The organism is Kitasatospora sp. NPDC051914 (assembly GCF_040680995.1).
Lineage (GTDB): Bacteria > Actinomycetota > Actinomycetes > Streptomycetales > Streptomycetaceae > Kitasatospora.
Genome location: NZ_JBFAXX010000034.1, coordinates 62724 through 85466, shown reverse-complemented (window position 1 = coordinate 85466; position 22743 = coordinate 62724). Strand labels below are relative to the sequence as shown.

General features: G+C 74.3%; 19 protein-coding genes. 13 read left to right on the top strand and 6 right to left on the bottom strand.

The window, feature by feature from the left end; genetic code table 11:
• The first annotated feature begins 4 nt into the window (after positions 1–4).
• Genes AB0M03_RS22775 through AB0M03_RS22765 form a run of 3 tightly spaced genes read left to right on the top strand, consistent with a single transcriptional unit; the run spans position 5 to position 5867 of the window.
• Positions 5–1819 (top strand): trypsin-like peptidase domain-containing protein, encoded by a 1815-nt coding sequence (locus AB0M03_RS22775; RefSeq protein WP_363493678.1) that lies wholly within the window; start codon positions 5–7, stop codon positions 1817–1819.
• 48 nt (positions 1820–1867) lie between these two features.
• Positions 1868–2875 (top strand): MoxR family ATPase, encoded by a 1008-nt coding sequence (locus tag AB0M03_RS22770; protein WP_363493654.1) that lies wholly within the window; start codon positions 1868–1870, stop codon positions 2873–2875.
• A complete protein-coding gene (locus tag AB0M03_RS22765) occupies positions 2865–5867 on the top strand; it encodes a TIR-like protein FxsC (RefSeq protein ID WP_363493652.1) in 3003 nt (1000 codons plus the stop codon). The genes AB0M03_RS22770 and AB0M03_RS22765 overlap by 11 nt, the downstream gene beginning before the upstream one ends.
• On the opposite strand, the gene kynU is transcribed toward AB0M03_RS22765, so the two are convergent.
• On the bottom strand, positions 5842–7065 hold the full coding sequence (gene kynU, locus AB0M03_RS22760) for a kynureninase (protein WP_363493650.1): 1224 nt from the start codon (positions 7063–7065) through the stop codon (positions 5842–5844). The genes AB0M03_RS22765 and kynU overlap by 26 nt on opposite strands.
• Positions 7062–7892, bottom strand: coding sequence for a tryptophan 2,3-dioxygenase family protein (locus AB0M03_RS22755; protein WP_363493648.1), 831 nt, complete (start codon positions 7890–7892; stop codon positions 7062–7064). The genes kynU and AB0M03_RS22755 overlap by 4 nt, the downstream gene beginning before the upstream one ends.
• 179 nt (positions 7893–8071) lie before the next feature.
• Between AB0M03_RS22755 and AB0M03_RS22750 the strand changes: the two genes are divergently transcribed.
• Positions 8072–8506 carry an Lrp/AsnC family transcriptional regulator gene (locus AB0M03_RS22750; protein ID WP_363493646.1) on the top strand — a complete coding sequence of 145 codons (435 nt, stop codon included), beginning with the start codon at positions 8072–8074 and terminating at the stop codon, positions 8504–8506.
• A gap of 74 nt (positions 8507–8580) precedes the next feature.
• Complete coding sequence (locus tag AB0M03_RS22745) at positions 8581–9846, top strand: alanine racemase (protein WP_363493644.1); 1266 nt, start codon at positions 8581–8583, stop codon at positions 9844–9846.
• A 54-nt stretch (positions 9847–9900) separates the two neighbouring features.
• On the opposite strand, the gene AB0M03_RS22740 is transcribed toward AB0M03_RS22745, so the two are convergent.
• Together AB0M03_RS22740 and AB0M03_RS22735 are read right to left on the bottom strand one after the other, a co-directional pair.
• Positions 9901–10581, bottom strand: coding sequence for a DUF4232 domain-containing protein (locus AB0M03_RS22740; protein WP_363493642.1), 681 nt, complete (start codon positions 10579–10581; stop codon positions 9901–9903).
• Between the two features lie 99 nt (positions 10582–10680).
• Positions 10681–10992 carry a barstar family protein gene (locus AB0M03_RS22735; RefSeq protein ID WP_363493640.1) on the bottom strand — a complete coding sequence of 104 codons (312 nt, stop codon included), beginning with the start codon at positions 10990–10992 and terminating at the stop codon, positions 10681–10683.
• 103 nt (positions 10993–11095) lie between these two features.
• On the opposite strand from AB0M03_RS22735, the gene AB0M03_RS22730 reads away from it, so the two are divergent.
• From AB0M03_RS22730 to AB0M03_RS22720, 3 genes are all read left to right on the top strand, one after another.
• Positions 11096–11659, top strand: a complete 564-nt coding sequence (locus AB0M03_RS22730; protein WP_363493638.1) for a DoxX family protein — start codon at positions 11096–11098, stop codon at positions 11657–11659.
• A gap of 105 nt (positions 11660–11764) precedes the next feature.
• On the top strand, positions 11765–12280 hold the full coding sequence (locus tag AB0M03_RS22725; RefSeq protein ID WP_363493636.1) for an FxLYD domain-containing protein: 516 nt from the start codon (positions 11765–11767) through the stop codon (positions 12278–12280).
• A 343-nt stretch (positions 12281–12623) separates the two neighbouring features.
• A complete protein-coding gene (locus tag AB0M03_RS22720) occupies positions 12624–14366 on the top strand; it encodes a glycosyl hydrolase family 18 protein (protein WP_363493676.1) in 1743 nt (580 codons plus the stop codon).
• A 134-nt stretch (positions 14367–14500) separates the two neighbouring features.
• Here AB0M03_RS22720 and AB0M03_RS22715 read toward each other — a convergent pair whose 3' ends face one another.
• Positions 14501–15061 (bottom strand): MarR family transcriptional regulator, encoded by a 561-nt coding sequence (locus AB0M03_RS22715; RefSeq protein WP_363493634.1) that lies wholly within the window; start codon positions 15059–15061, stop codon positions 14501–14503.
• A gap of 141 nt (positions 15062–15202) precedes the next feature.
• On the opposite strand from AB0M03_RS22715, the gene AB0M03_RS22710 reads away from it, so the two are divergent.
• Together AB0M03_RS22710 and AB0M03_RS22705 are read left to right on the top strand one after the other, a co-directional pair.
• Positions 15203–16507 (top strand): MFS transporter, encoded by a 1305-nt coding sequence (locus AB0M03_RS22710; RefSeq protein ID WP_363493632.1) that lies wholly within the window; start codon positions 15203–15205, stop codon positions 16505–16507.
• Between the two features lie 114 nt (positions 16508–16621).
• Positions 16622–18007 carry an FAD-binding oxidoreductase gene (locus AB0M03_RS22705; protein WP_363493630.1) on the top strand — a complete coding sequence of 462 codons (1386 nt, stop codon included), beginning with the start codon at positions 16622–16624 and terminating at the stop codon, positions 18005–18007.
• Between the two features lie 219 nt (positions 18008–18226).
• Here the strand turns inward: AB0M03_RS22705 and AB0M03_RS22700 are convergent, their stop codons facing one another.
• A complete protein-coding gene (locus tag AB0M03_RS22700; protein ID WP_363493628.1) occupies positions 18227–19285 on the bottom strand; it encodes a MerR family transcriptional regulator in 1059 nt (352 codons plus the stop codon).
• 238 nt (positions 19286–19523) lie between these two features.
• On the opposite strand from AB0M03_RS22700, the gene AB0M03_RS22695 reads away from it, so the two are divergent.
• From AB0M03_RS22695 to AB0M03_RS22685, 3 genes are all read left to right on the top strand, one after another.
• Positions 19524–21158: a phospholipid carrier-dependent glycosyltransferase gene (locus tag AB0M03_RS22695; RefSeq protein ID WP_363493626.1), complete on the top strand. Its 1635-nt coding sequence runs from the start codon at positions 19524–19526 to the stop codon at positions 21156–21158.
• 3 nt (positions 21159–21161) lie between these two features.
• On the top strand, positions 21162–21911 hold the full coding sequence (locus AB0M03_RS22690; protein ID WP_363493624.1) for an ABC transporter permease: 750 nt from the start codon (positions 21162–21164) through the stop codon (positions 21909–21911).
• A 238-nt stretch (positions 21912–22149) separates the two neighbouring features.
• Positions 22150–22734, top strand: a complete 585-nt coding sequence (locus AB0M03_RS22685; protein WP_363493623.1) for a TMEM165/GDT1 family protein — start codon at positions 22150–22152, stop codon at positions 22732–22734.
• Positions 22735–22743 lie beyond the last annotated feature (9 nt).

Below are 22743 nucleotides of genomic sequence, written 5' to 3'. Positions count from 1 at the left end.
GCCGATGCAGGACGTCCGCTGGCTCGCCCGGATCACCACCTCCGGGCCCGCCGGGCCGATCACCGGTGCCGGCATCCTCATCTCCGACCGCGAGGTGCTCACCTGCGCCCATGTCGTGCACGGCGTCGACGAGGCCGAGGTCAGGCTCGTCGCCCACCCCGACCTGGCGCCGCTGGGCGCCACCGTCGCCCAGCGCGGCCCCTGGCCCGAACTCCCGGGCGGCGCGGGCGACGTGGCCGTCCTGGAACTCAGTGAGCCGGTGCCCGCGCAGACCGCCTCCCCCGCCCCGTTCGCCCCGTTGCACCGGTGGGCCGGGCCGCCCGCCCCCGCCCTGGTGGCCTACGGCTTCCCGGCCGGCCACGACACCGGGCTCAGCAGCGAGATCAGGCTCACCCGCGGCGGCTTCCGGATCGCCGGCGAACTCGTCCAACTGGAGCACGAGGGCACCGGGATGCCGCTCTCCCCGGGCTTCAGCGGCGGCCCGGTGGTCATCGCCGCCACCGGCGAGGTCGCCGGCCTGGTCACCGCCGCCCTCGACACCCTCGGTGTGCCGCGCAGCCCCGACGACCGCACCCGGCCCGCCGCGAGGCTCGGCCAGATGCTGCCCGCCGAGGCCGCCGCCCGGTACGTCCCGCAGCTCGCCGACGGGCTCACCGGCGCCGCCCTGCCCGCCCATGCCGTCCGCGGCCTCCGGCTGCTGCTCGGCGCCGGCCCGCCGCCCGCCGACCCGCTGGACCTCTACCGCGCCGCCGTCGGACCGCTCGGCTGCCCCGATCCGCCCAGCCGTCCCGCCACCCTCTGGGACGCCGGCTGGTACCTGCTCGCCGAGGTCCCCCGGCCGCCCCACGGGCCGCACCCCGTGGTCCACTTCGCCCACCACGTCGCCGAGGCCAGCGCCGACCAGGGGCTGCGCGAGGGCCTGCGCGACTGGCTCGACCGGCACCGCGACGCCGCCCCCGCCGCCGGGCCCAGACGCGAACGCTGGCGCCCGATCCTCGTGGAGATCAGCCCCAGCGGCGCCGGGCCCGCCATGTTCCACGTCGCCGTCGCCGCCGTCCGCGACGGCCGGATCGGCGCCGCCGACACCCGCACCGTCCCGCGGCTGCGCCTCAAGAACGTCGTCCGCGACCGCATCGACCACGAACTCGGCCGGCTCGAACCGGACGGCGCGGAACTGGTCATCTTCTCGCTGCCCCGCAAGTGGCTCACCGAGCCCGTCCACGACTGGGCCCGTCGGCGCACCGACTTCGGCCCGCTGGGCGCCGACCACGCCGTCGTCGTGGTCGACGCCCAGCGCCGCGCCGACCCGGCCGCCCGCCGACAGCTCGAACTCAAATGGGCCCCGCTGCGCACCGCCCCCGGAACCCGCCTGCACCAGCTGCGCTGCACCGAACTCCCGGACGGCAAAAGGCTCTACCACCGGCTGCGGCCGCCCGAGCGGGTCGAGCTCCCGGCCTTCCCCGGCCCGCCCCGCGGCGCCCCGTACGAGCCGCTGCTGGCCGCCGCCCTGCGGGCCGGCGTCCCCGCCGTGCTGTGGCCGCAACGTCCCTGCACCGCCGACCACTCACACACCCGGACCTGCCGCAACGAGCGATTCCTTGCCAGACTGGCGGAGGAACTGGCCGATGTCGCACCCGGCGATCTGCCCCGCCGGGTACGCGAGTTGCGGCACCAGGCGGAGGAGGCCGCCGACCCCGCACAGCACTGGGCCGCCGGCCTGGTGCTGCTCTGGGAGGACCCGGCGGTCCTGCCCGGCCCCCACCGTCCCTACCGCGTCGTCCCGACCGCACCACCGCCCCACGCCGCGGGCCCCGAGTGAGACCCGGACCGCCGAAGGCCCCGACGAGTGAGCAGGAGCAGGAGAGCAATGCCGCTGAAGCGCATCTACCAGGGCGTCACCGAGCCGCACGACGGCATCGCCGAGCTGCCCGCCCCGCCGCCCTGGCGCGACTTCGACGGGGGGCCGGTGCTGCCGCAGCCCGACGGTCCCGCCGACCCGGTGCCCGACCCGGCCCGGCACCGGGCCGCGACCTTCCGGCCCACCCCGGAGACCGTGGAACTCGTCAACGCGGCGCTCTACCTGCGCCGGCCGCTGCTGGTCACCGGACCGCCCGGCGGCGGCAAGTCCAGCCTGCCGTACGCGGTCGCCCGCGAACTCGGCCTCGGCCCGGTGCTGCGCTGGAACATCACCAGCCGCAGCACGCTGCGCGACGGCCTCTACCAGTACGACCCGCTCTCCCGCCTCTACGCAGCCAACCGCTCCGGCCCGCAGACCCCCGACGCCTCCCTCGACGAGCACCTGCGGCTCGGTCCGCTCGGCACCGCCCTGCTGCCCTACCGGCGGCCCCGGGTGCTGCTCATCGACGAGATCGACAAGGGCGACCTCGACCTGCCCAACGACCTGCTGCACATCCTGGAGGAGGGCCAGTACGAGATCGACGAACTCGTCCGCGCCGCCCCCCAGCAGCCCGAGGCGAACGTCCTCACCGCGGACGGCACCAGCCGGGCGCCCGTGCACGGCGGCCGCATCCGCTGCCGGGCCTTCCCGTTCACCGTGCTCACCTCCAACGCCGAACGGGAGTTCCCTGCCGCCTTCCTGCGCCGCTGCGTGGTGCTGGAACTGCGCCGGCCGGAGGGTGCCGAGCTGGAGTCCATCGTCCACTCCCACCTCCCGGAGTCGGACCGGCAGTTGGTCACCGAGATCCTGGAGGTGTTCCTGTCCCGCCGGGAGGAGGGCGAACTCGCCACCGACCAGCTGCTGAACGCCATCTACCTCACCTCCCGGCCGGAACTCGGCGACGCCGCCGACCGGGCCGCGCTCGCCGCCCAGGTGATGCCCTACCTGAGCCGCGGCCAGGACGACGATGTCTTCTGACCCGGCGGCCCTGGACCGCCTGACCGACCTGCTCGCCGAACTCGGCCTCGCCGCACGGGCCCCCGTCGAGCTCGCCGAACTGCTCTGGCTGGCCGCCCGCGGCACCGAGGGCGGCCCGGGCCCCGACACCGAGGGCCTGCCCGCCCCGCGCACCGCCCGCCCCGCCACGGGCACCTCCGGCGGCCACCGCCCGCGCCACCGCACCGAGCACGCCCCGGGGCCGGACGGCACCGGTCCGCGCACCGCCCTCCACCTGCCCGCCCCGGACCGCGGCGGCCGGCCCGCGCCCGCCGTCCCCGCACCCACCCCCGACGCTCCGATGCTGGCCCGCCCGCTGCCGCTGCAGCGGGCCCTGCGCCCGCTGAAGCGGCTCGTCCCGGACGAGCGCCGCCGCCTGCTCGACGAGCAGGCCACCGCCGACCGCCTCGCCGAGGCGCTGCGCGAACCCGGGACCGTCCACTGGCTGCCCGTGCTGCGGCCCAGCACCGAGCGCTGGCTCGACCTGCACCTGATGCTCGACATCGGCCCCACCATGACCCTCTGGCGGCCGCTCGCCCGGGAGTTGCGCACGCTCTTCCAGCAGACCGGCGCCTTCCGCCAGGTCACCTCCGGGCGGCTGCTCGCCGACGGCCGGCTAGCCCACCGCAGGATCGCCGACGGCCGCTCCGCGGTCCTGGTGATCAGCGACTGCATGGGCCCGCAGTGGCGCTCCGGCCCGGCCGGCGACCGCTGGCACCGCACCCTGCACGGCCTGGCCCGACGGCTGCCGGTGGCGGTCGTCCAGCCGCTGCCGGAACGCCTGTGGCCGCTGGCCGCGGTGCCCGCCGTCCCCGGGGTGTTCACCGCGACGGAGGCGGGCGCCCCGGACGCCGCGTACGGGTTCGTGCCGTTCACCGACACCCCGCCCGGCCGCGGCGCACCGGCCGTCCCGGTGCTGGAGCCGGGCCCCGAGTGGCTGGCCAACTGGGCGCAGCTGGTGGGCAGTCCGACCGGCGGGCAGGTGGTCGGCGCGGCGCTGATGCTCGGCGCGGCGCCGAACGGGGCCGGGCGCCCGACCGAGGCCGGGCCCGATCCGGAGGAGCTGACCGCGGAGGAGCTGGTGGTGCGGTTCCGCGCCACGGCCTCCCGGGAAGCGTTCACGCTGGCCGGGATGACCGCGCTGACCACGCCCGCGCTGCCGGTGATGCGGTTGCTCCAGCAGGTCGGGCTGGCCCGGCCGCAGCCGCAGCACCTGGCGGAGGTCGTGGTGAGCGGCCTGCTGCAGGAACACGCGGGCCGCCCGGGCTACTTCGCGTTCCGGCCGGGGGTGCGGGAGCTGCTGCTGCACACCCTGCCGAGGTCCACCGCGCAGCACGCGCTGGAGCTGCTGATCCGGGTCGGCGGGCGGATAGGCGATCCGGGGCGGGTCGGCGCGGCGACCTTCCCGGCCTGGGTGGAGTCCGCCCGGGACGGCACCGTGACGCTGCTGGACTCGCGGCCGTTCGCGCTGGTCAGCCCGGAGGCCGCGCGGCTGCTCGGGGTCACCGGGGCGCCGGTGTTCACACTGGCGGGCCCGCTGCCCGGACCGCACCCGCAGGACGCGCCGCGGCCGGCCGAGGAGGATGCGCCCGCGCCCGCGCCGCCCGCCGAGCCCGGTGCGCTGCCCGACCCGGAGCGCTCCCGGGCGGTGCTGCTGCTGACCACCTCGCGCGGTGCGCCGGGCGAGGTGCTGGGGGAGCAGGAGTACACCGCGCTGCGCGATCTCGCCGCGCTGGCCGAGGCGTTGGTGGATCCGGCGCTGGTGGGCCTGGACCGCCGGCACATCTGGCTGGGCGAGGACGACCCGGACGGCTTCCAGCGGGCGCTGCAGCAGGCCGTGCAGGAGGCCGAGGACACTCTGGTGGTGCACGTCGGCGGGCCGCTCGGGCCCGGGGACGAGCTCGGGGTGGCGGTCGGTGCGGGCCGCTGGGGCGGGGTGCACCGGCCGGGGCTGGACTGGCAGGCCGTGGTGGAGACGGTCGCCGCGGGCCGGGCCGCGCGCCGGCTGCTGATCCTGGACGGTGCGCGCAGCGTGCCGCCGGAGCCCGCCGCGGGCGGCCCGGTGGCGGTCGACCCGGGGAGTTTCCAGGTGGTCAACCTCCGCCACCCGGTGGACCGTTCGGTGGCGGGCCGGCTGGCCGCCGCGATCCGCACCGGCGATCCGGACGGCGCCCCGCAGCTGACCGTCCACCACCTGCTGGAGATCGCCCTGCAGTCCACCCCGCCGGCGCCGCCGGTCACCCGGATCTGGCCGCCGCGAGACGGCCGGCCGCTGGTGCTCGCCCGCAACGCCCAACTCCACGGCCAGCCGGTCGAGTCGCGCACGCCCTCGCACTCGGGCGCGCACCGCAAGGAGCCGGCCGGACCGGAGGCTCCCAGACCCTACTTCTTCCTCAGCCACCCCGGCGGCCCCGGCGACCGGGCCGTCGACCGGCTCTACCAGGACCTCTGCGAGGAGGTGCTGCAGCTGACCGACCTGCCGGCCGCGGTGCCGCCCGGATTCCTGGACCGCAGCCCGGAGCTGGACAGCTGGTCGCGGTGGCAGATCACCGAGGCGCTGGCCACCTGCCGGGTCTTCGTGCCGCTGTACTCGCCGCGCTACTTCACCAGCGATCGCTGCGGCAAGGAGTGGTACGGCTTCGCCCGCCGGGCGGCCCGCTCGGCCGAGCGCTCGGCACAGCAGGCGAGCGGGATCGTCCCGGTGATCTGGGTGCCGGTGGGGTCCGCCGAGCAGCCCTCCGCCGCCCGCCAGCTGCGCTTCAACCACCGCAGCCTGGGCCCGGAGTACCAGGGCGAGGGGCTGCTCGCGCTGGCCCGGAACCCGGGCCGGCGCGAGCTGTACGAACTGGTGGTGCACCGGCTGGCGACCCGGATCGTGCAGGTCGCCCACGAGACCCGCATCCCGCCGGCCCGCCCGCTGAACTGGGACGGCCTGGAGAACGCCTTCCTCAGGTCACCGCGCCCCGGCGGCTGAACCGCTCCTCGCGCCACTCGCCGCTCTCCAGCACCTCGGCGAGGTGCCGCACCGCGTCGAAGACGTCGGTGCGGGAGAGGTAGAGCGGGGTGAACCCGAAGCGCATCAGGTCGGGGGCGCGGAAGTCGCCGATCACCCCGCGGGCGATCAGCGCCTGCATCACCGCGTAGCCCTCGGGGTGCCGCAGCGAGACGTGGCTGCCGCGCAGGGCGTGCTCCCGGGGGGTCACCGACTCCAGGCCGAGCGGCTCGACCAGCTCCAGGAACAGGTCGGTGAGCGCCAGCGAGGTGGCCCGCACCTGCGCCAGGTCGGCCTTCTCCCAGACGTCCAGGGCGGCGTCGAGACCGGCCATGCCGAGCAGCGGCGGGGTGCCGGTGAGGAACCGCCCGATCCCCTCGGTCGGCGCGTACGAGGGCTCGAAGGCGAACGGCCGGGCGTGGCCGAACCAGCCGCTCAACGGCTGTGCGGCCGAGGCCTGGTGGCGGTGCGCGGCGTACAGGAAGGCGGGCGCGCCGGGGCCGCCGTTGAGGTACTTGTAGCCGCAGCCGACCGCGAAGTCCACGTCGCAGGCGTCGAGTTCGATCGGCAGTGCGCCCGCGGTGTGGCAGAGGTCCCAGACCATCAGGGCTCCCGCTGCGTGCACCTGCTCGGTGATCGCGGCCATGTCGAGCAGCTCGCCGGTGCGGTAGTCGACGTGCGACAGCACCACCACGGCGGTGTCCTCGCCGAGGTGTTCGCCGAGGTCGGCGGCGCGCGGCAGCAGCACGGTACGGGCGCCGTCGAAGAGGCCGGTGACGCCCTCGGTGATGTACAGGTCGGTCGGGAAGGCCGCGTGCTCGGCGAGCAGCGTCCTCCGGCCGGGCCGCAGCCGCATCGCCGCACCCAGCACCTTGAAGAGGTTGACCGAGGTGGAGTCGCAGACCACGACCTGTCCGGCGGCCGCGCCCAGCATGGGCGAGAGCCGCTCGCCGAGCCGGTGCGGCATCCCGAACCAGCCGGCGTCGTTCCAGCTGCGGATCAGGCCCTGGCCCCACTCGCGCTCGACCATGCCGGCGACCCGGGCGGCGGTGCCCTTCGGCAGCGCGCCCAGCGAGTTGCCGTCCAGGTACAGCACGCCCTCGGGCAGGGCGAATTCGCCGCGCAGTGCGGCCAGCGGATCGGCGGCGTCGAGGGCCGCGCACTCCTCGCGGGTGGTCACAGTTCGTTCCTCACGGTCCACAGCTCGGGGAAGATGTCCTGGTCGGCGGACTGCTTGAGCCAGCTGAGGCCGCTGGAGCCGCCGGTGCCGGGCTTGGCGCCCATGGTGCGCTTGACCGAGGAGAGGTGGCGCTGGCGCCAGCGGGTGACCCGCTCGGCGGTGTCCAGCAGCGCCTCGCCGAGGCGGGCCAGCTCGGCCAGCTCCGGGTCGGTGTACACCCGGCGCCAGGCCTGCTCCACCTCGGCGCTGTGCCGGTGCCGGCCGGCGCTCGGCTCGTGCGGCACCTCCACGCCGCGGCGGGCGAGCAGGGCCAGCGCGTCGTCGTACAGGCTGGGGCCGTTCAGGGCCTCGGTGAGCTCGGCGTGCACGGCGGGGGAGTCCTCGTACATCCGCAGCAGCGAGCCGGCCTTGTTGCCGAGCAGGAACTCCAGGCGCAGGAAGGCCGAGGACTGGAAGCCGGAGGCCTCGCCCAGCACCTCGCGGAAGGAGTTGAACTCGGCGGGCGTCATGGTGGCCAGCAGGTCCCAGGAGCTCACCAGCACGTCCTGCACGTGGGTGCCGCGGCGCAGGGCGGCGAGCGCACCGCCGAGGTCGTTCTCGCGCAGCGCGTGCTGGGCGGCGACCCACTCGCGCTGCAGCAGGTCGAAGAGCAGCTCCATCACCTGGGTGGTGACGATGAACGTGTACTCGGCCGGCACCTTGCTGCGCGGCTGCTGCAGGCTGTGCAGCACGTCCAGCATGACGTAGCGCGCGTACGGGGTGCCGTTGCCGGGCTCCCCCTGCGGCGCGAAGGCGAGATTCGGCCGGTCGACGGTGTCCCCGCCCATGGCATTCCTCCTGGTGTGTCCCGGTTCCTCCCACTCCCATCGTGGGGGCCACCATTGTGCGGCGGCATCCGTTCCGTCTTGAATGGGCGGCGGGCAGCGAAACGCCGCCACGGCTTCACGAACACAAGGTCTTTCATCCAAAACGCTTTGCAAACGCAAACCCGACCCCGGGAGTCGCCATGGACGCCGTCGACCGTCTGCTGCTCGCCGAACTCCAGGCCGACGCCCGGCTCTCCTACAACGAGCTCTCCCGCCGGGTGAAACTCTCCGCCCCGGCCGTCGCCGAACGCGTCCGCCGCCTCGAGGCCGACGGAGTGATCACCGGCTACCACGCCCACATCGACCCCGCCCGGGCCGGCCTCAACGTGATGGCCCTGGTCACCATGCAGTGCTACGGCCCGCACTGCGTCCTCCGCGACCCCGAGGTCGCCCGCTGGCCCGAGGTCTTCCAGCTGCACCGGGTCACCGGCGGGGCCTGCTGCACCCTGCTGGTCGGCGTGCCCGGCATGATCGCCTTCGAGCAGCTCATCGACCGCCTCGCCGCCTACGGCCAGCCCGCCAGCTCGATGATCCTCTCCAGCCCCGTCCCGTGGCGCCCCGTGGTGGCGCCGTAGCGCTGCCGGGACGGCATAGGCTGCTCGGCGGACGCCCGGAACGCTGCGGGCGCGGTGAGAGGGCGGCAGGCGCGATGGAGCTGATCGACCGGGCCAAGGTGGCCGAACTGGCCGAGGAGCGGCTGGACTTCCGGTTCAAGGCGATCCCCGCCGAGGCCTGGGGCCTGACCGTCGCCGAGTACCTCGCCACCCGCCCCGCCGCCGACGCCCTCGGCACTCCGCTGCTCACCCTGGACGCCGCCGCCCTCGACCACAACCTGCGCACCATGGCCGCCTGGTGCGTGCAGGCCGGCGTCGGTCTCGCCCCGCACGGCAAGACCTCGATGGCCCCCGCCCTGTGGCAGCGCCACCTGGACGCCGGCGCGGAGGCGATCACCCTGGCCAACCTGCCGCAGCTGCGGGTCGGCCGGGCCTTCGGCCTGCGCCGCATCCACCTCGCCAACACCCTGATCGACCCGGCCGGCCTGCGCTGGCTCTCCGCCGAGCTCGCCGCCGACCCGGAGCTCCGCTTCGCGAGCTGGGTCGACTCCACCCGCGCGGTCGCCCTGATGTCCGAGGCGCTACGCGGCGCCCCCGCCCCGGTCGACGTCTGCGTGGAACTCGGCGCCCCCGGCGGGCGGACGGGCTGCCGCACCCTGCCCGAGGCCGTCGAGGTGGCCCGCGCCGTCCGTGCCGCGCCGGGCCTGCGACTGGCCGGCGTCAGCGGCTACGAGGGCCCGCTCGGCCCGGACGCCTCACCGGCCTCGGTGGCCGCCGTCACCGGCTACCTGCGGGGGATGGCAGAACTGCACCGCCAGCTCGACGGCGAGGGCCTCTTCGACGAGGCGGACGAGGTCTGGCTGACCGCCGGCGGCAGCGCCTTCTTCGACACCGTCGCCGAGGAACTCGCCCCGCTGGCCGACGCCCGCACCCGCGTCGTGGTGCGGGCCGGCGCCTACCTCGCCCATGACGACGGCTTCTACCGGGGCATCTCGCCGTTCGGCCGCCGCGGCGCGGGCGAGCCGCTGCGGGCCGCCCTGCACGGCTGGGCGAGGGTGCTGTCCGCCCCGGAGCCGGGGCTCGCCCTGCTGGACGCCGGCAAGCGCGACCTGCCGGTCGACCTCGGCCTGCCCGCCCCGCAGCGGGTGCGGGGCGGCAAGCCGCTGACCGGGGCGACCGTGAGCGCCCTCAACGACCAGCACGCCTACCTGCGCGGCGCGGATGTCGCCGTCGGCGACGTCGTCCGGCTGGGTGTCTCCCACCCGTGCACGGCCTTCGACCGCTGGACGCTGATTCCCGTCCTGGACGACGCCGACGCCGAACTCCCGCGGGTGGTCGACCTGGTGAGGACGTTCTTCTGATCGTCCGCTGCTGCGGGAGCACCCGGGGGTTCATCCGGGTGCCTCGAAGCCGCTTCAGCCGAGCAGGACGCCCTGGTTGGAGGGCTGGAGGGTGCCGACGGTGAAACCGGCCTCGGCGACCGGGAACTGGACGACCGGCTTGCCGTCGGTGCCGAGGACGGCGGCGGTGAGCTGGGTGGTCTCGTCCGGCGGGGTGACCACCAGGCCGGCCAGCACGGTGCAGGTGGTGTCGGCCTTGTCGCAGGACTTCCAGGAGAGCCCGGAGAAAGCGGTGGTGCCGGGCTTGAGGGTGACGGAGACCGGCGGGCCGGGCTGGGCGACCCGGTGGGTGGCGGTGTCCACCCGGGAGTTGTCGGCGAGCAGCCCGCCGTAGCCGAGGTAGCCCTTGACGGTGCAGGTGCGGCTGCCCTTGTTGACCAGCATGACCATGGCCCGGCCGCCGCCCTCCTGGATCTGCACGTCGGCCTTGAGCTCGCCCGTCCGGCAGCGCTCGGAGGCGTTCTGCGCCGGGGCGGTGCCCTTGCCGGTCGCGGCGGAACCGGGCCCGGCCGTCCCGGCCGTCGCCGCACCGCCGTCCGCCGCGGGGGAGGAGGCGGTGGTGCCGGCGGCCGTGGGTGCCGCGCCGCTGCCGGCCGCGGTGGTGTCGTCGTTGCAGGCGACGGCGCCGAGGGCCAGTGCGAGGACGGCCGCGGTCGCTGCCGCCGCCCGGGCCGCGGTGGTCGGGCGCTGCTTCATGGGGGCTCCTGGTGTGCCGGTCGTGGGGTGTCGACCGTGATCACGTCAGGCGCGCCGAGGTGGTTCTGCGCCGGATGTCCCGGCTGAGTAACAGGCTCGTCAGCGCAGCCGTACGGCGACCCCGCCCTGCTTGAGCACGTCCAGGAGGGCCTCGAAGTAGCTGCACTCGCGGCCGGCGAGGAGCATCCGGCGGTCGAGTCGGCAGGCGGCCAGTGCGGAGGCGTGCCAGACCAGCACGAACGGGGGCTCGGGGCCGAAGCCGCCGTGCAGGCAGTCGGCGAGCGCGTCCAGATTGCTGCCGTAGTAGCCGTCCGGCGGGCGGAGGGCCGCGCCGAGCGCGGCGTAGAACGAGCGCTCGTCGGTGATCTCCGTCCCGTCGAGGTGGAAAACGGGGGTGGGCGGCGCGGACATGGCGCTCCTCGGTGGTTCGCCCGGATGGCGGTCCCGGGTCGAGCGGTCCCGGCCCGTGGGCTGGGATGGAGAGGACGTGCCGCCATCGACCCAGGGGCCCATCATGACCAGTCTGCACCGCAAGGACCTCGGCCTGTTCGCCCTGCGCGCCGCCGTGGGCGGAGTGCTCTTCGCGCACGGCGCCCAGAAGCTCTTCGGCTGGTTCGGTGGGGGAGGCATCGAGGGCACGACCCTGGCGATGGAGCACATGGGGTACGAGCCGGGCCGGCAGAGCGCGATCGCCTCCGGTGTCGGCGAGGCGGGCGGCGGGGCGATGCTCGCGCTGGGCCTGGCGACACCGGTGGCCGGGTCGGTGGTGGCGGGCACGATGGCGGGTGCCATCGCGGTGCACGCCCCGGCCGGCTTCTGGGCGGTCGGCGGCGGCTTCGAGTACCCGGCGCTGATCGGCACCTGCGGGCTGGCCCTGGGCATCTCCGGGGCGGGCCGCTACTCGCTCGACCATGCGCTGGGCCATGTGCTGGACCGGCCGTGGATCGGGCTGATGGCGTTCGGTGCGAGCGCCGTCGGCGCGGCGGCCGTGGTGACCCGGCGTCAGGACACCGTGCGCCGCCGGGAGATCCGGGAGATCGAGCAGGCCGCCATGCAGGAAGGCTCGGGTCTCTCCTGAGCAGGCCGTTTCCAGGGGGTCATCCGTTCGCCCGGCGCGGCCGGCCGCGGGCGGGGACCGGTGCCGAGGCGGCACCGCGGGATCCGTCGTCCACGGGAGTCAGTCATGAACCACCAGATCCGTTCCGCAGCCCTGCTGGGCGCCGCCGTGCTGCTGGGCGGTGCCGCACTGGCGGGGTGCTCGTCGGACTCCTCGCCGTCCTCGGCGGCCTCCTCGGCGGCCGCGGCGGTGGAGTCGAAGGCGTCCGAACTGGCCTCGGCCGCAGGCGGCCTGGCCTCCTCGGCGGCGTCCGCGGTGGCCTCGGCGGAGGCAGCGGCCTCCTCGGCGATCGCCGAGGTCACCGGAGGCCTGGACGCCTCCGAGGACGTGAAGCTGGGCACCCCGGTGACCGCCTCGGACGGCAAGCTGGACGTGCCGATCACGGTGACCAACGGCGAGGACTCGCCGCACAGGTACACCGTGCAGGTCGACTTCGAGGACTCCAGCGGCAACCGGCTCGACACGGTCGTGGTCAACGTGCCGAACGTGCCGGCCGGCGGAACGGCGCAGGCCACGGCCCAGAGCAACCGTGCGCTGACCGGCCAGGTCAAGGCCGAAGTGGCGCACGCACTGCGCTACTGAGCCGCACCCGAACGGAACCTTAAGGACTCCTCAAGGGCAGGGAACGGCTCTTGACGGGACGTTTGGTCTAGTCCATTTTTGTGGCCAGGTGCAGGGAGCCCCTGGGCCGGTGCCGGCGGTTCGGGCCGTCGGCACCGGTTCGGCGCGTTCCCCGCAGCCGGTCATTCCTTTTGTGTGCAGGCCCAACGCTCGATCCCCCTGTCATGCCCCTGCCATTGCGGTCCCACCCGCCGTGGTGCACCCGGGGCGCGGCGGGGCATCCCCCACGACCAGGAGCCACGCAGCCATGCTTCGTTCCGTTCCGTCCCAGCCCAGGCAGAGCCGGCACCGCCGTCGCCGCGGCATGGGCTTCCTCGCCGCCGGCACCGCGGCCTCCCTGCTGATCGGTGGCGCGCTCGCGCTCACCTCGGGCGTCAACGCCCAGGCCGCCCCGACCAACTCGACCGGTGCGCCCGCCACTTCGGGCGGCATCAAGGTCGCGTACTTCGACCAGTGGTCGATCTACAGCAACGCCTACTACCTGAAGACAGTTCAGGACACCGGCGTGGCGTCGAAGTTGGACTACCTGATCTACGACTTCGCCAACATCGACCCGACCAACCTCACCTGTTTCGAGGCCACCAAGGCCGCTTCGCAGAACGAGGACGACCCCAACGCCGGTGACGGCGCGGGCGACGCGTACGCCGACTACCAGAAGACCTTCGACGCGGCGACCAGCGTGGACGGCGTGGCCGACACCTGGAACCAGCCGCTGGTCGGCAACTTCAACCAGCTGAAGAAGCTGAAGGCGAAGAACCCGAACCTCAAGGTGCTGCTGTCGATCGGCGGTTGGACCTACTCCAAGTACTTCTCCGACGTGGCGGCCACCGACGCCGCGCGCAAGAAGTTCGCCTCCTCCTGCGTCGACATGTTCATCAAGGGCAACCTGCCCGTGCAGGGCGGCTTCGGCGGCACCGGCAGCGCGGCCGGCGTCTTCGACGGCTTCGACATCGACTGGGAGTACCCGGGCGGCGGCGGCCACACCGGCAACCACGCCTCGCCCAACGACAAGCAGAACTTCACCCTGCTGATGGCCGAGTTGCGCGCCCAGCTCGACGCCCAGGGCAGGACCGACGGCAAGAGCTACGCGCTCTCCGCCGCGGTCGGCGCCGGCCAGGACAAGATCAAGAACGTCGAGACCGACAAGCTCGGCCAGTACCTGACCTTCCTCGACGTCATGACCTACGACATGCACGGCGCGTGGGACAAGACCGGCCCGACCAACCACCAGGCGCCGATCTACACCAACCCGAACGACCCGATGACCCCCGTCCCGGGCGGCAACGGCAAGTACTCGATCGACAACGCCATCAAGGCGTGGACGGTCGGCGACCCGCAGTACGGCATCCCCGGCGGCTTCCCCGCCAAGAAGATCAACATGGGTGTGCCGTTCTACTACCGCGGCTGGACGGGCGTCCCCGCCGGTGCCAACCACGGCCTGTTCCAGAGCGCGACCGGCCCGGCCGCCGGTGCCGCCATGTCGGGCAACGTCCCCGGCATCCAGATGTACAAGGAGCTGAGCAGCTTCGTCGGCAACGCGGCCAACACCTACTGGGACGACGCCGCGAAGACCGCGTACTTCTACGACGGCACCACCTTCTGGACCGGTGAGAACGCCAAGTCCATCCAGGCCAAGATGGACTACGCGCACTGCAACGGCCTCGGCGGCTCCTTCGCCTTCTCGCTCTACGACCTGGGCACCCAGACCTCGCTCTTCGACGCGATGGTGAACGCCACCAACGGTTCCGCGGCCTCCTGCCCGGCGCCGACCGGCTCGCCGACCGCCTCGCCGAGCACGTCGCCGTCCTCCTCGGCCTCGCCGTCCTCCTCGGCCTCGCCGTCCCCGTCGACCTCCCCCTCGACCTCGGCCAGCCCGACCGGCGGCACCTGCACCGCCCCGAGCTGGAACTCCGCCACGGTCTACGCGACCGCCGGCACCCAGGTCTCCTGGAAGGGTCACAAGTACACCAACAAGTGGTGGACCCAGGGCGAGGACCCGAGCCTCAGCGGCCAGTGGGGCGTCTGGGCCGACAACGGCGCCTGCTGACCCGCACCACCTGCACGACCCGAGCTGAATGGGACTGCCCCGGACGGAACCTCCGTCCGGGGCAGTCCCATTCCCGGCGAACGCCGGTAGGTCCGGGGCGTCGGCGAACGCCGGTAGGTCCGGGCGGGCGCGGGTCAGGCCAGGTCGTCGGTGCGGCCGAGGGCGTCCGGCTGGCTCTGCTCGATGCGGCGCAGCATCCGGCCGAGCATCCCGGAGAGGGCGGCACGGTCCTCGCCGACGATGTCCTGCAGCAGGTCCGCCTCGAAGACGGCGGCCATCCGCATGAGCTCCAGCCACTGGTCGCGGCCGGTCTCGGTCAGCTCGATGATCACGCGGACCCGGTTGGCCTCGTCGCGCTCCCGGGTGACCAGGCCGTCGGCGACCATCCGGTCGATCCGGTGGGTCATCGCGGCCGGGGTGAGGCCCAGCCGCTTGGCCAGCTCGCCCGGGCCGAGCCGGTACGGGCTGCCCGCGAAGACCAGTGCCTTGAGCACCTCCCACTCGGCGGACGTGATTCCCAGCACAGCGAGCTGGCGGCTGTACGCCACGTTCATCCGCCGGGAGAGCCGGGAGAGGGTGGACACGATCGTCTCCACCTGCGGGTCCACGGTGGGGAATTCCCGCTGGTAGAGGGCCACCTGCTCGGCGATGCCGAGCTCGGTGGCGGCCGGCTGCTCCGGCTTGCGTGCGCTCATGGCCGCCATTCTCCCACGGCTGGGTGCACCCCTTAAGCCTTTGACGGAATAGTCTTCGGATGCTTAGAGTTTAGCTCTGAAATCTTACGGACTTAAAGCAGGAAGGGTTCAACCTTCCTCCATGGCAAAGGGGTGTGCACGGTGACCGGCACGGTGAAGCAGTGGGCACGGCGGGCGGACAGGGCGGGCGGCCCGCTGCGCCGCGTCCAGATCGGCAACGCGCTCAGCGCGTTCGGCAGCGGGTTCACGATGCCGTACATGTTCGTGTACGTGGACCAGGTGCGGGGGCTCGGCTCGTTCGCGGCGGGGATGGTGTTCACCGTCTTCGCGCTCGCGGCACTGGCCGTCCTGCCGTTCACCGGCCGCGGCATCGACCGGTACGGGCCGCGCCCGGTGCTGCTCGCCGGTGCGGCGCTCGCCGCCGGCGGCGCGTACGCCTTCGGACAGGCCACCACGGCGCCGACCCTGCTGGTCGCCTCGTTCCTGTTCGGCGCGGGCATCACCGTATGCCAGCCGGCGCTCGCCACGATGATCGTCCGCAGCACCGGCCGGGCCGGCCGCTCGCGCGCCTTCGCCCTGCAGTTCACCCTGATCAACCTGGGCATGGGCATCGGCGCACTGGTCGGCGGGCAGATCGTGGACACCGCCGACCCGGCCAGCCTCACCCGGCTGTTCACCATCGAGGCGCTCACCCTGATCGGCCTCGCCCTGGTCACCGGCACGGCCCGCATCCCGCAGGCCGCACCGGCCCCGGTCGCCGACCGCAGCGAGCCCAAGGGCCTGCGCGCGCTGGCCGCCGACAAGGCGATGACCCGGCTCTGCCTGCTCGCCGCGCTGATCTTCTTCACCTGCTACGGCCAGTTCGAGTCCGGCGTCGCGGCGTTCGCCACCGACACCGTCGGCACCGCGCCGTCCGTGCTCGGCATCGCCATCGGCGCCAATGCGCTGACCATCGTGCTGCTGCAGATGGTCGTCGTCCGGCTCACCGAGCGGCGCCGGCGGACCACCGCGATGGCCGCCGCCGGCGTGGTGTGGCTCGGCGCCTGGACGGCCGCGCTGGTCGCCGGCCTGGTCCGCTCGGACGCGCTCGCCGCGACCGTCGCCGTGGTCGCCGTCTACGCGCTGTTCGGCGTCGGCGAGTCGCTGCTCGCCCCGACGCTCGGCCCGATCGTCGCCGACCTCGCGCCGGCCCGGATGCTCGGCACCTACAACGCCGCGCACGCCCTGGTGAAGCAGGTCGCCATCGCGGTCGGCCCCGCCGTCGGCGTCCTGCTGGTCGGTGCCGGAACCTGGCCGCTGTACCTGCTGGCGATGGCGCTGTGCACCGTGCTGATCGTCGCTCTGGCGCTGCGGCTGCGCGGGCACCTGACGCCGGTGCAGGACAACGCCGTCCGCACCGTGCAGCAGATCCGGCCCGTCGTACGGGAGCTGCAGACCGCGGCCTGAACCGGTGCCCGGCCGCGAGCGGTTCGGATGCGCGGCTCACCCGCCCGGCCTAGTGTCGGAAGCGGGGGCCGCGCACCCCGTCGGCCCCGTACCGGACGGGAAGGACCGCTCACCATGGCTTCCGTACCGCTCGACGGCCTGCGCCCCGAGGAACTGGCAGACGGCTTCGCCGGCCGGGTGATCGTGCCCGGCGACGAGGCCTACGAGGACGCCAGGACCATCCACAACGCCATGATCGACCGCCGGCCCGCGGTGATCGCCCAGTGCGAGGGGCCCGCCGACATCGCGGCCGCCCTCGCCTTCGGACGCAGCCGCGGGCTGGAGGCCGCCGTCCGCTGCGGCGGCCACGCGGTCAGCGGCCAGGCCCTCGTCGACGGCGGCCTGGTGATCGACCTGCGGCGGATGAACACCGTCCTGGTCGACCCCGCCGCCCGGGTCGCCCGGGTCGGCGGCGGCGCCGTGATGGCCGACCTCGACCGGGCCACCCAGCCGCACGGCCTCGCCACCACCGGCGGCCGGGCCTCCACCACCGGCGTCGGCGGCCTCACCCTCGGCGGCGGCTCCGGCTGGCTCGAACGCCGCTTCGGCCTGATGTGCGACAACCTGCTCGCGGCCGACCTGGTCACCGCGGACGGCCGCCGGGTGCACGCCAGTGCCGAGGAGAACCCCGAACTCTTCTGGGCCCTGCACGGCGGCGGCGGCAACTTCGGCGTGGTCACCGAGTTCACCTTCGGCCTGCACCCGCTGCCGGGCTTCTCCATCGCCTTGCTGCTCTTCGAGGCCGACAAGGGCCCCGAGGCCCTGCGCGCCTACCGCGACCTGATGGACGAGGCACCCGACGAGGTCGGCGGCGCCTTCATCTACCTCACCGGCCCGCCCGAGGAGTTCGTCCCGCCGCACCTGGTCGGGCAGCCCGCGATCGGCGTCCTGCTCACCTACGCCGGCGACCTGGAGACCGCGAAGCCCGTCTTCCGGCCGATGCTCGGCCTCGGCCACGCCGCCGAGGTGATCACCGACATCCCCTACGCCGACCTGCAGTGCATGCTCGACGACCCGCCCGGCTTCCGGAACTACTGGTCCGCCGAGTACCTCTCCGGCTTCCCGGACGAGGCCGTGGACGTCTTCACCGCCCGCGCCAAGGACATGATCGTCCCCTCGCCGAGCCAGCACATCGCCTTCGCCATGGGCGGCGCCGTCGCCGCCGGCGACCACGAATGGCCCGTCCCCTGGCGCAGCGCGCCCTGGGCCGTCCACCCCTTCGCCGTCTGGGAGGACCCGGCCGACGACGAACGCGGCCGCTCCTGGACCAAGGCCGTCCGCGGCGACATGGAGCCCTGGTCGATCGGCGCCGTCTACCTCAACTTCATCGGCGACGAGGGCGAGGACCGCGCCGCCGCGGGCCGCGGCGCCGAGAACCTCGCCCGGCTCGCCGCCGTCAAGGCCGAGTACGACCCCGACAACGTCTTCCACTTCAACCACAACATCAGGCCGGCTGCCTGAGACTGTTCTGTCGCCCGCTCGCCTCAGGGCTGATTGTCGCCCGCTCGCCTCCGGGCCCTCCTGACCCGGCGCCGACGGTCGTCACTCCGTCGCTCCTTCGTCGCTCCCGCGTTCCTTCCTTTCGGCACCGGCGGGCCCTTCGGCTCGGGGCGGGTGTCGCCCTCGCGCCGGCGGGCAGGAGGGGCCCGCCCTTTCGGCGCCGGCGGGGGCGCCGGGCCCTCAGGGGGCGGTGGGCATCAGCAGGGAGAAGGTGCCCTCGCGGGCCGGGAAGCGGATGGCGAGCGGGGCGACCGGGCCGCCGAGCTCCAGGACCAGCTGGCCGGAGGCGCCGGCCGCCGCGGCCTCCGAGAGGAAGCTCCGGTCGACCAGGACGCGCAGCCCGTCGGCGGCATCGGCCCCGTCGCCGATCGTGAGGGCGCCGTCGGGGGAGACCGTCAGCACCGAGACCGGGACGTCGGCGCCGTCCTGGTCCCGGTGCACGGTCCGGAACGGCGCCGCGTCCAGGCCCGCCAGCAGGGCGTCGGCGGCGATCTCGACCCGGTGGGTGGGCGCCAGGCGCAGCATCGGCCGGTAGTCCGGGAAGTCCGCCGGCACCCGGTCGCCGCGCACACTGCGGCCCGCGGCGGTCGCGACCAGCGCCTCGTCCGTCACCGTCAGCTCTGCCGTACCGCCGGACTCCGCCCCGGAGAGCAGATCGCTCAGCGCGTCCACGAACACGGTCGGTGCGAGCGCCGCCGCCTCGGGCCCTTCGACCCGGCCCGGCGCGGCCTCCGAGACGGCCAGCCGGTAACGGTCGGTGGCGACCAGCCGCAGCGCGCCGCCCCCGATCTCGAACAGCACCCCGGCCACCTGGGGCAGCGAGCCGTTCGGGCAGACCGCGAAGCGGACGGCGTCCAGGGCTGCGGCCAGCTCGGCCGCGGGCAGGGTCAGGCGGGTCGTGGTCATCGGTCGCTCCTTCGTCTCCAACAGGTTCCGGACGGTGGAGAGCTCGCGGCGGGCATCCGCCAGGCCGTCCTCCAGGCGGCGCAGGTGCGCGTCCAGGGCGGCCCGGGCCTCGACAGGGTCACCGCCCAGCACCCGGCAGATGTCCGCCAGCGGCATCCCCACCCGGCGCAGCCGGGCGATCGTCCGCGCATCGGCGAGCTGCTCCGCGGCGTACCAGCGGTAGCCGGTCCGCGGGTCGACCCGGGCCGGCCCGAACACACCGGCACCGTCGTAGAACCGCAGCGCACTGACGCTGAGCCCGCTGAGCCGGGCGGTCTCCCCGATGCTGTACACGCCTGCTCCCCACTCCGGGCGGTCCACCGCGCCCCGTCCGGTTGCTCTCCACGGGAAGAACTCTGGTCCCTCGACCTGGTCGAGGGTCAAACCGCGGGGCGGGGGTGGACGGACGGGGAGTGCGGCCGGGCTAGGATCTGTCCGACAAAGGCGACATAGCGCCAGTCCGGGTCGGCGCCCCGTCTGCCCGGGACCGCCGCCGGCCGCCGCGACACCGAGCGAGGAGCGGCGGGAGACCATGGCGCACCCGGCAGTCACCGAGCACGCGGCGCCCACCGGCGGCGACGACGACACCGCCGTCCGCCACGCCGCCGCCCCGCGCGGCCCGCTGCCGTGGTTCGTCCGGCACGCCGACTGGCTCGGCCCGATCGCCGTCGCCCTGTTCGCCGGCCTGCTGCGCTTCTGGGGCCTGGCCAGGCCGAACGCCTTCGTCTTCGACGAGACCTACTACCCGAAGGACGCCTGGTCGCTGCTGCGTCAGGGCTACGAGGGCGTCTGGCCGGACAGCTCCAACAACGCGATCCTCTCCTCGCCGCAGCAGATCCCGCTGACCGCGGAGCCCGCGTTCATCGCCCACCCGCCGCTGGGCAAGTGGGTGATCGCCCTCGGCGAGTGGGCGTTCGGCCTGCACCCCTTCGGCTGGCGGGTGATGGTGGCGCTGCTCGGCACGCTCTCGGTGCTGATGCTGGCCCGGATCGGGCGGCGGCTCTTCTCCTCGACCCTGCTCGGCTGCACCGCCGCCCTGCTGATGGCCGTGGACGGCCTGCACTTCGTGATGAGCCGGGTCGGCCTGCTGGACGGCGTGTCGATGTTCTTCGTGCTGGGCGCGTTCGGCTGCCTGCTGGTGGACCGCGACCACAGCCGCCTGGTGCTGGAGGCGGCCCGGGCGGAGGGCGGCCGGGCCGCGGACGAGGTGCGGCTCGGCCTGCGGCCGTGGCGGATCGGCGCCGGTGCGCTGCTCGGCTGCGCCGCCGCGGTGAAGTGGAACGGCCTGCAGATCCTGCTGGTCTTCCTCGTGCTGACGCTGCTCTGGGACCGGGCCGGCCGCCGCCGGGCCGGTGCGCACCGCCCGACCCGCAGTCTGCTGCGCCGTGACCTGCTGCCCGGTCTGCTGTCGATGGCCGGCACCGCCGTCCTGGTCTACGTCGCCTCGTGGTCGGGCTGGTTCGCCACCGACGGCGGCTTCGACCGGCACTGGGCCGACCACCGGGCGGGCGTGTCGATGCCGCGGACGCCGGTGGTGGACATCCCGCTGCCCCGGGTGCCGATGACCTGGGTGCCGTCCGCGCTGCGCGGCTGGTGGCACTTCCACTCGCAGATGTACGACTTCAACACCGGCCTGACCTCGCCGCACACCTACCAGTCGAACCCGTGGAGCTGGCTCGTCCAGGGCCGCCCGGTGTCGATGTACTGGCAGCAGCTGGCCGACGGGAAGGGCGGCTGCACGTCCGGCGGCGGCTGCGCGAGCCAGATCCTGGCGCTCGGGACGCCGCTGCTGTGGTGGGCGGCCTGCTTCGCACTGGCGTACGCGGTGTGGCGCTGGCTGTTCCGCCGGGACTGGCGCTCGGGTGCGGTGCTGGCCGGCGTCGCCGGGATCTACCTGCCCTGGTTCGGCTACCAGGAGCGGACGATCTTCTCCTTCTACATGGTGATCCTGGTGCCGTTCCTCTGCCTCGCGGTGGCCCAGATGCTCGGGGCGATGCTCGGCCCGGCCGGCAGCAGCAGGCGCCGCCGGGCCTGGGGGGCGGCCGGGGCCGGGCTGGTCGTCGTCGCGGTGGTGGGCTGTTTCGCCTTCTTCTACCCGCTGTACACGGCGGAGGTGATCCCCATGTCGGACTGGCAGGACCGGATGTGGTTCACCAGCTGGATCTGACCGGTGGCCGCGCCGGCCGGGCAACTGCTGCCGGTCACCTGGCTGCTCGGTGCGGTGATCGCGCTGCTGCTCGCGGCGGCGGTGGCGGTGGCCGGCCGGGGCCGGCTCGGCCACGGGCACGCGGTGCTGCGGGCCGGACTGCGCGCGGTGGTGCAGCTGGCCGCGGTGGCCCTGGTGATCTCCTGGGTGGTCGGCTCGCTGTGGACGTCCGCCCTGTTCGTGCTGGTGATGTTCGCGGTGGCGGTGCACACGGCGGGCCGCCGGATGACCGGCGGCCCGGGCTGGGCGTGGGCGGCGCTGCCGATCGGCGCGGGCGTGCTGCCGGTGCTCGTCCTGCTGCTGGCCACCGGCCTGCTGCCGCACCGCGGCATCGCGCTGATCCCGGTCGCGGGCATCCTGATCGGCGGTGCGCTGACCGCGACCTCGCTGGCCGGCCGCCGGGCGCTGGACGAGCTGCGCACCCGGCGCGGCGAGGTGGAGGCGGCGCTCGCCCTCGGCTTCGAGGACCGCGACGCACGGCTGGAGATCTGCCGGACTGCCGCCGCGACCTCGCTCGTCCCCGTCCTGGACCAGACCCGCACCGTGGGCCTGGTCACCCTGCCCGGCGCCTTCGTCGGGATGCTGCTCGGCGGGGCCGGCCCGGTGCAGGCGGGCGCGGTGCAGCTGTTCGTGCTGATCGCCCTGCTCGCGGTGGAGTCGGTGGCGGTGGTCGCGGTGCTGGAGCTGGTCGGCCGGGGGCGGGTGCCGGCCTGAGGCCCCGGCCGGACCGCCGTCCGGCCTCCGGTAGGGTGGGAGGCGTTGAAGGGGAGTAGCCCTCCACCGGACCGTCGACACACTGGCCCCCAGGGGCCCGGCGCCCGGGACACCTCGTACCGCTCGGGGTGTCGGCGAGACCTTCGGCCGCAGTGCTGTGAACACGACCAGTGCTGTCGGGCCGAAGCGTCCCCTGACAGGGCTCCGGTCCGGCGGCCAGACCGAGAGACCGGACCCGATGAGCCTCACCGTTGCCGCGCTGACCTTCGGCATCATCTTCCTCGCGGAACTGCCCGACAAGACCGCCCTGGCCAGCCTGGTCCTCGGGACCAAGTACCGGGCCTCCTACGTCTTCGCCGGCATCGCCGCCGCGTTCGCCGTGCAGGTCGCCCTGGCACTGGTGGCCGGCAGCCTGCTCGCCCTGCTCCCGCAGCGCTGGGTGGAGGGCGTCACCGGCGTGCTCTTCCTGCTCGGCGCGGCGATGCTGCTCTGGCAGCACGGCGACGAGGACGACGGCCACACCGCCAAGGAGCCCTCCTCCGGCAGCTTCTGGAAGGTCGCCGGGGCCAGCTTCGCCGTCGTGGCGGTCGCCGAGTTCGGCGACCTCACCCAGATCATGACCGCCAACCTCGCCGCCAAGTACGCGGACCCGGTCTCCGTGGGCCTCGGCGCCTGGCTGGCGCTGTGCGCCGTGGGCGGCATCGCCATCGTCGGTGGGCAGAAGCTGCTGCGGCACGTGCCGATGAAGGTCATCGTGCGGATCGCGGCGAGCCTGATGCTGCTGATGGCCGCGTTCAGCATCTTCAAGGCCGTCACCGGCTGACGTCCGCCG

What these genes read in the sequence shown, in the direction of transcription:
- AB0M03_RS22775 (WP_363493678.1), top strand. Translation starts at nt 5, where the DNA reads ATGCAGGACGTCCGCTGGCTCGCCCGGATCACCACCTCCGGGCCCGCC.
- AB0M03_RS22770 (WP_363493654.1), top strand. Translation starts at nt 1,868, where the DNA reads ATGCCGCTGAAGCGCATCTACCAGGGCGTCACCGAGCCGCACGACGGC.
- AB0M03_RS22765 (WP_363493652.1), top strand. Translation starts at nt 2,865, where the DNA reads ATGTCTTCTGACCCGGCGGCCCTGGACCGCCTGACCGACCTGCTCGCC.
- AB0M03_RS22755 (WP_363493648.1), bottom strand. Translation starts at nt 7,892, where the DNA reads ATGGGCGGGGACACCGTCGACCGGCCGAATCTCGCCTTCGCGCCGCAG.
- AB0M03_RS22750 (WP_363493646.1), top strand. Translation starts at nt 8,072, where the DNA reads ATGGACGCCGTCGACCGTCTGCTGCTCGCCGAACTCCAGGCCGACGCC.
- AB0M03_RS22745 (WP_363493644.1), top strand. Translation starts at nt 8,581, where the DNA reads ATGGAGCTGATCGACCGGGCCAAGGTGGCCGAACTGGCCGAGGAGCGG.
- AB0M03_RS22740 (WP_363493642.1), bottom strand. Translation starts at nt 10,581, where the DNA reads ATGAAGCAGCGCCCGACCACCGCGGCCCGGGCGGCGGCAGCGACCGCG.
- AB0M03_RS22735 (WP_363493640.1), bottom strand. Translation starts at nt 10,992, where the DNA reads ATGTCCGCGCCGCCCACCCCCGTTTTCCACCTCGACGGGACGGAGATC.
- AB0M03_RS22730 (WP_363493638.1), top strand. Translation starts at nt 11,096, where the DNA reads ATGACCAGTCTGCACCGCAAGGACCTCGGCCTGTTCGCCCTGCGCGCC.
- AB0M03_RS22725 (WP_363493636.1), top strand. Translation starts at nt 11,765, where the DNA reads ATGAACCACCAGATCCGTTCCGCAGCCCTGCTGGGCGCCGCCGTGCTG.
- AB0M03_RS22720 (WP_363493676.1), top strand. Translation starts at nt 12,624, where the DNA reads ATGGGCTTCCTCGCCGCCGGCACCGCGGCCTCCCTGCTGATCGGTGGC.
- AB0M03_RS22715 (WP_363493634.1), bottom strand. Translation starts at nt 15,061, where the DNA reads ATGAGCGCACGCAAGCCGGAGCAGCCGGCCGCCACCGAGCTCGGCATC.
- AB0M03_RS22705 (WP_363493630.1), top strand. Translation starts at nt 16,622, where the DNA reads ATGGCTTCCGTACCGCTCGACGGCCTGCGCCCCGAGGAACTGGCAGAC.
- AB0M03_RS22695 (WP_363493626.1), top strand. Translation starts at nt 19,524, where the DNA reads ATGGCGCACCCGGCAGTCACCGAGCACGCGGCGCCCACCGGCGGCGAC.
- AB0M03_RS22685 (WP_363493623.1), top strand. Translation starts at nt 22,150, where the DNA reads ATGAGCCTCACCGTTGCCGCGCTGACCTTCGGCATCATCTTCCTCGCG.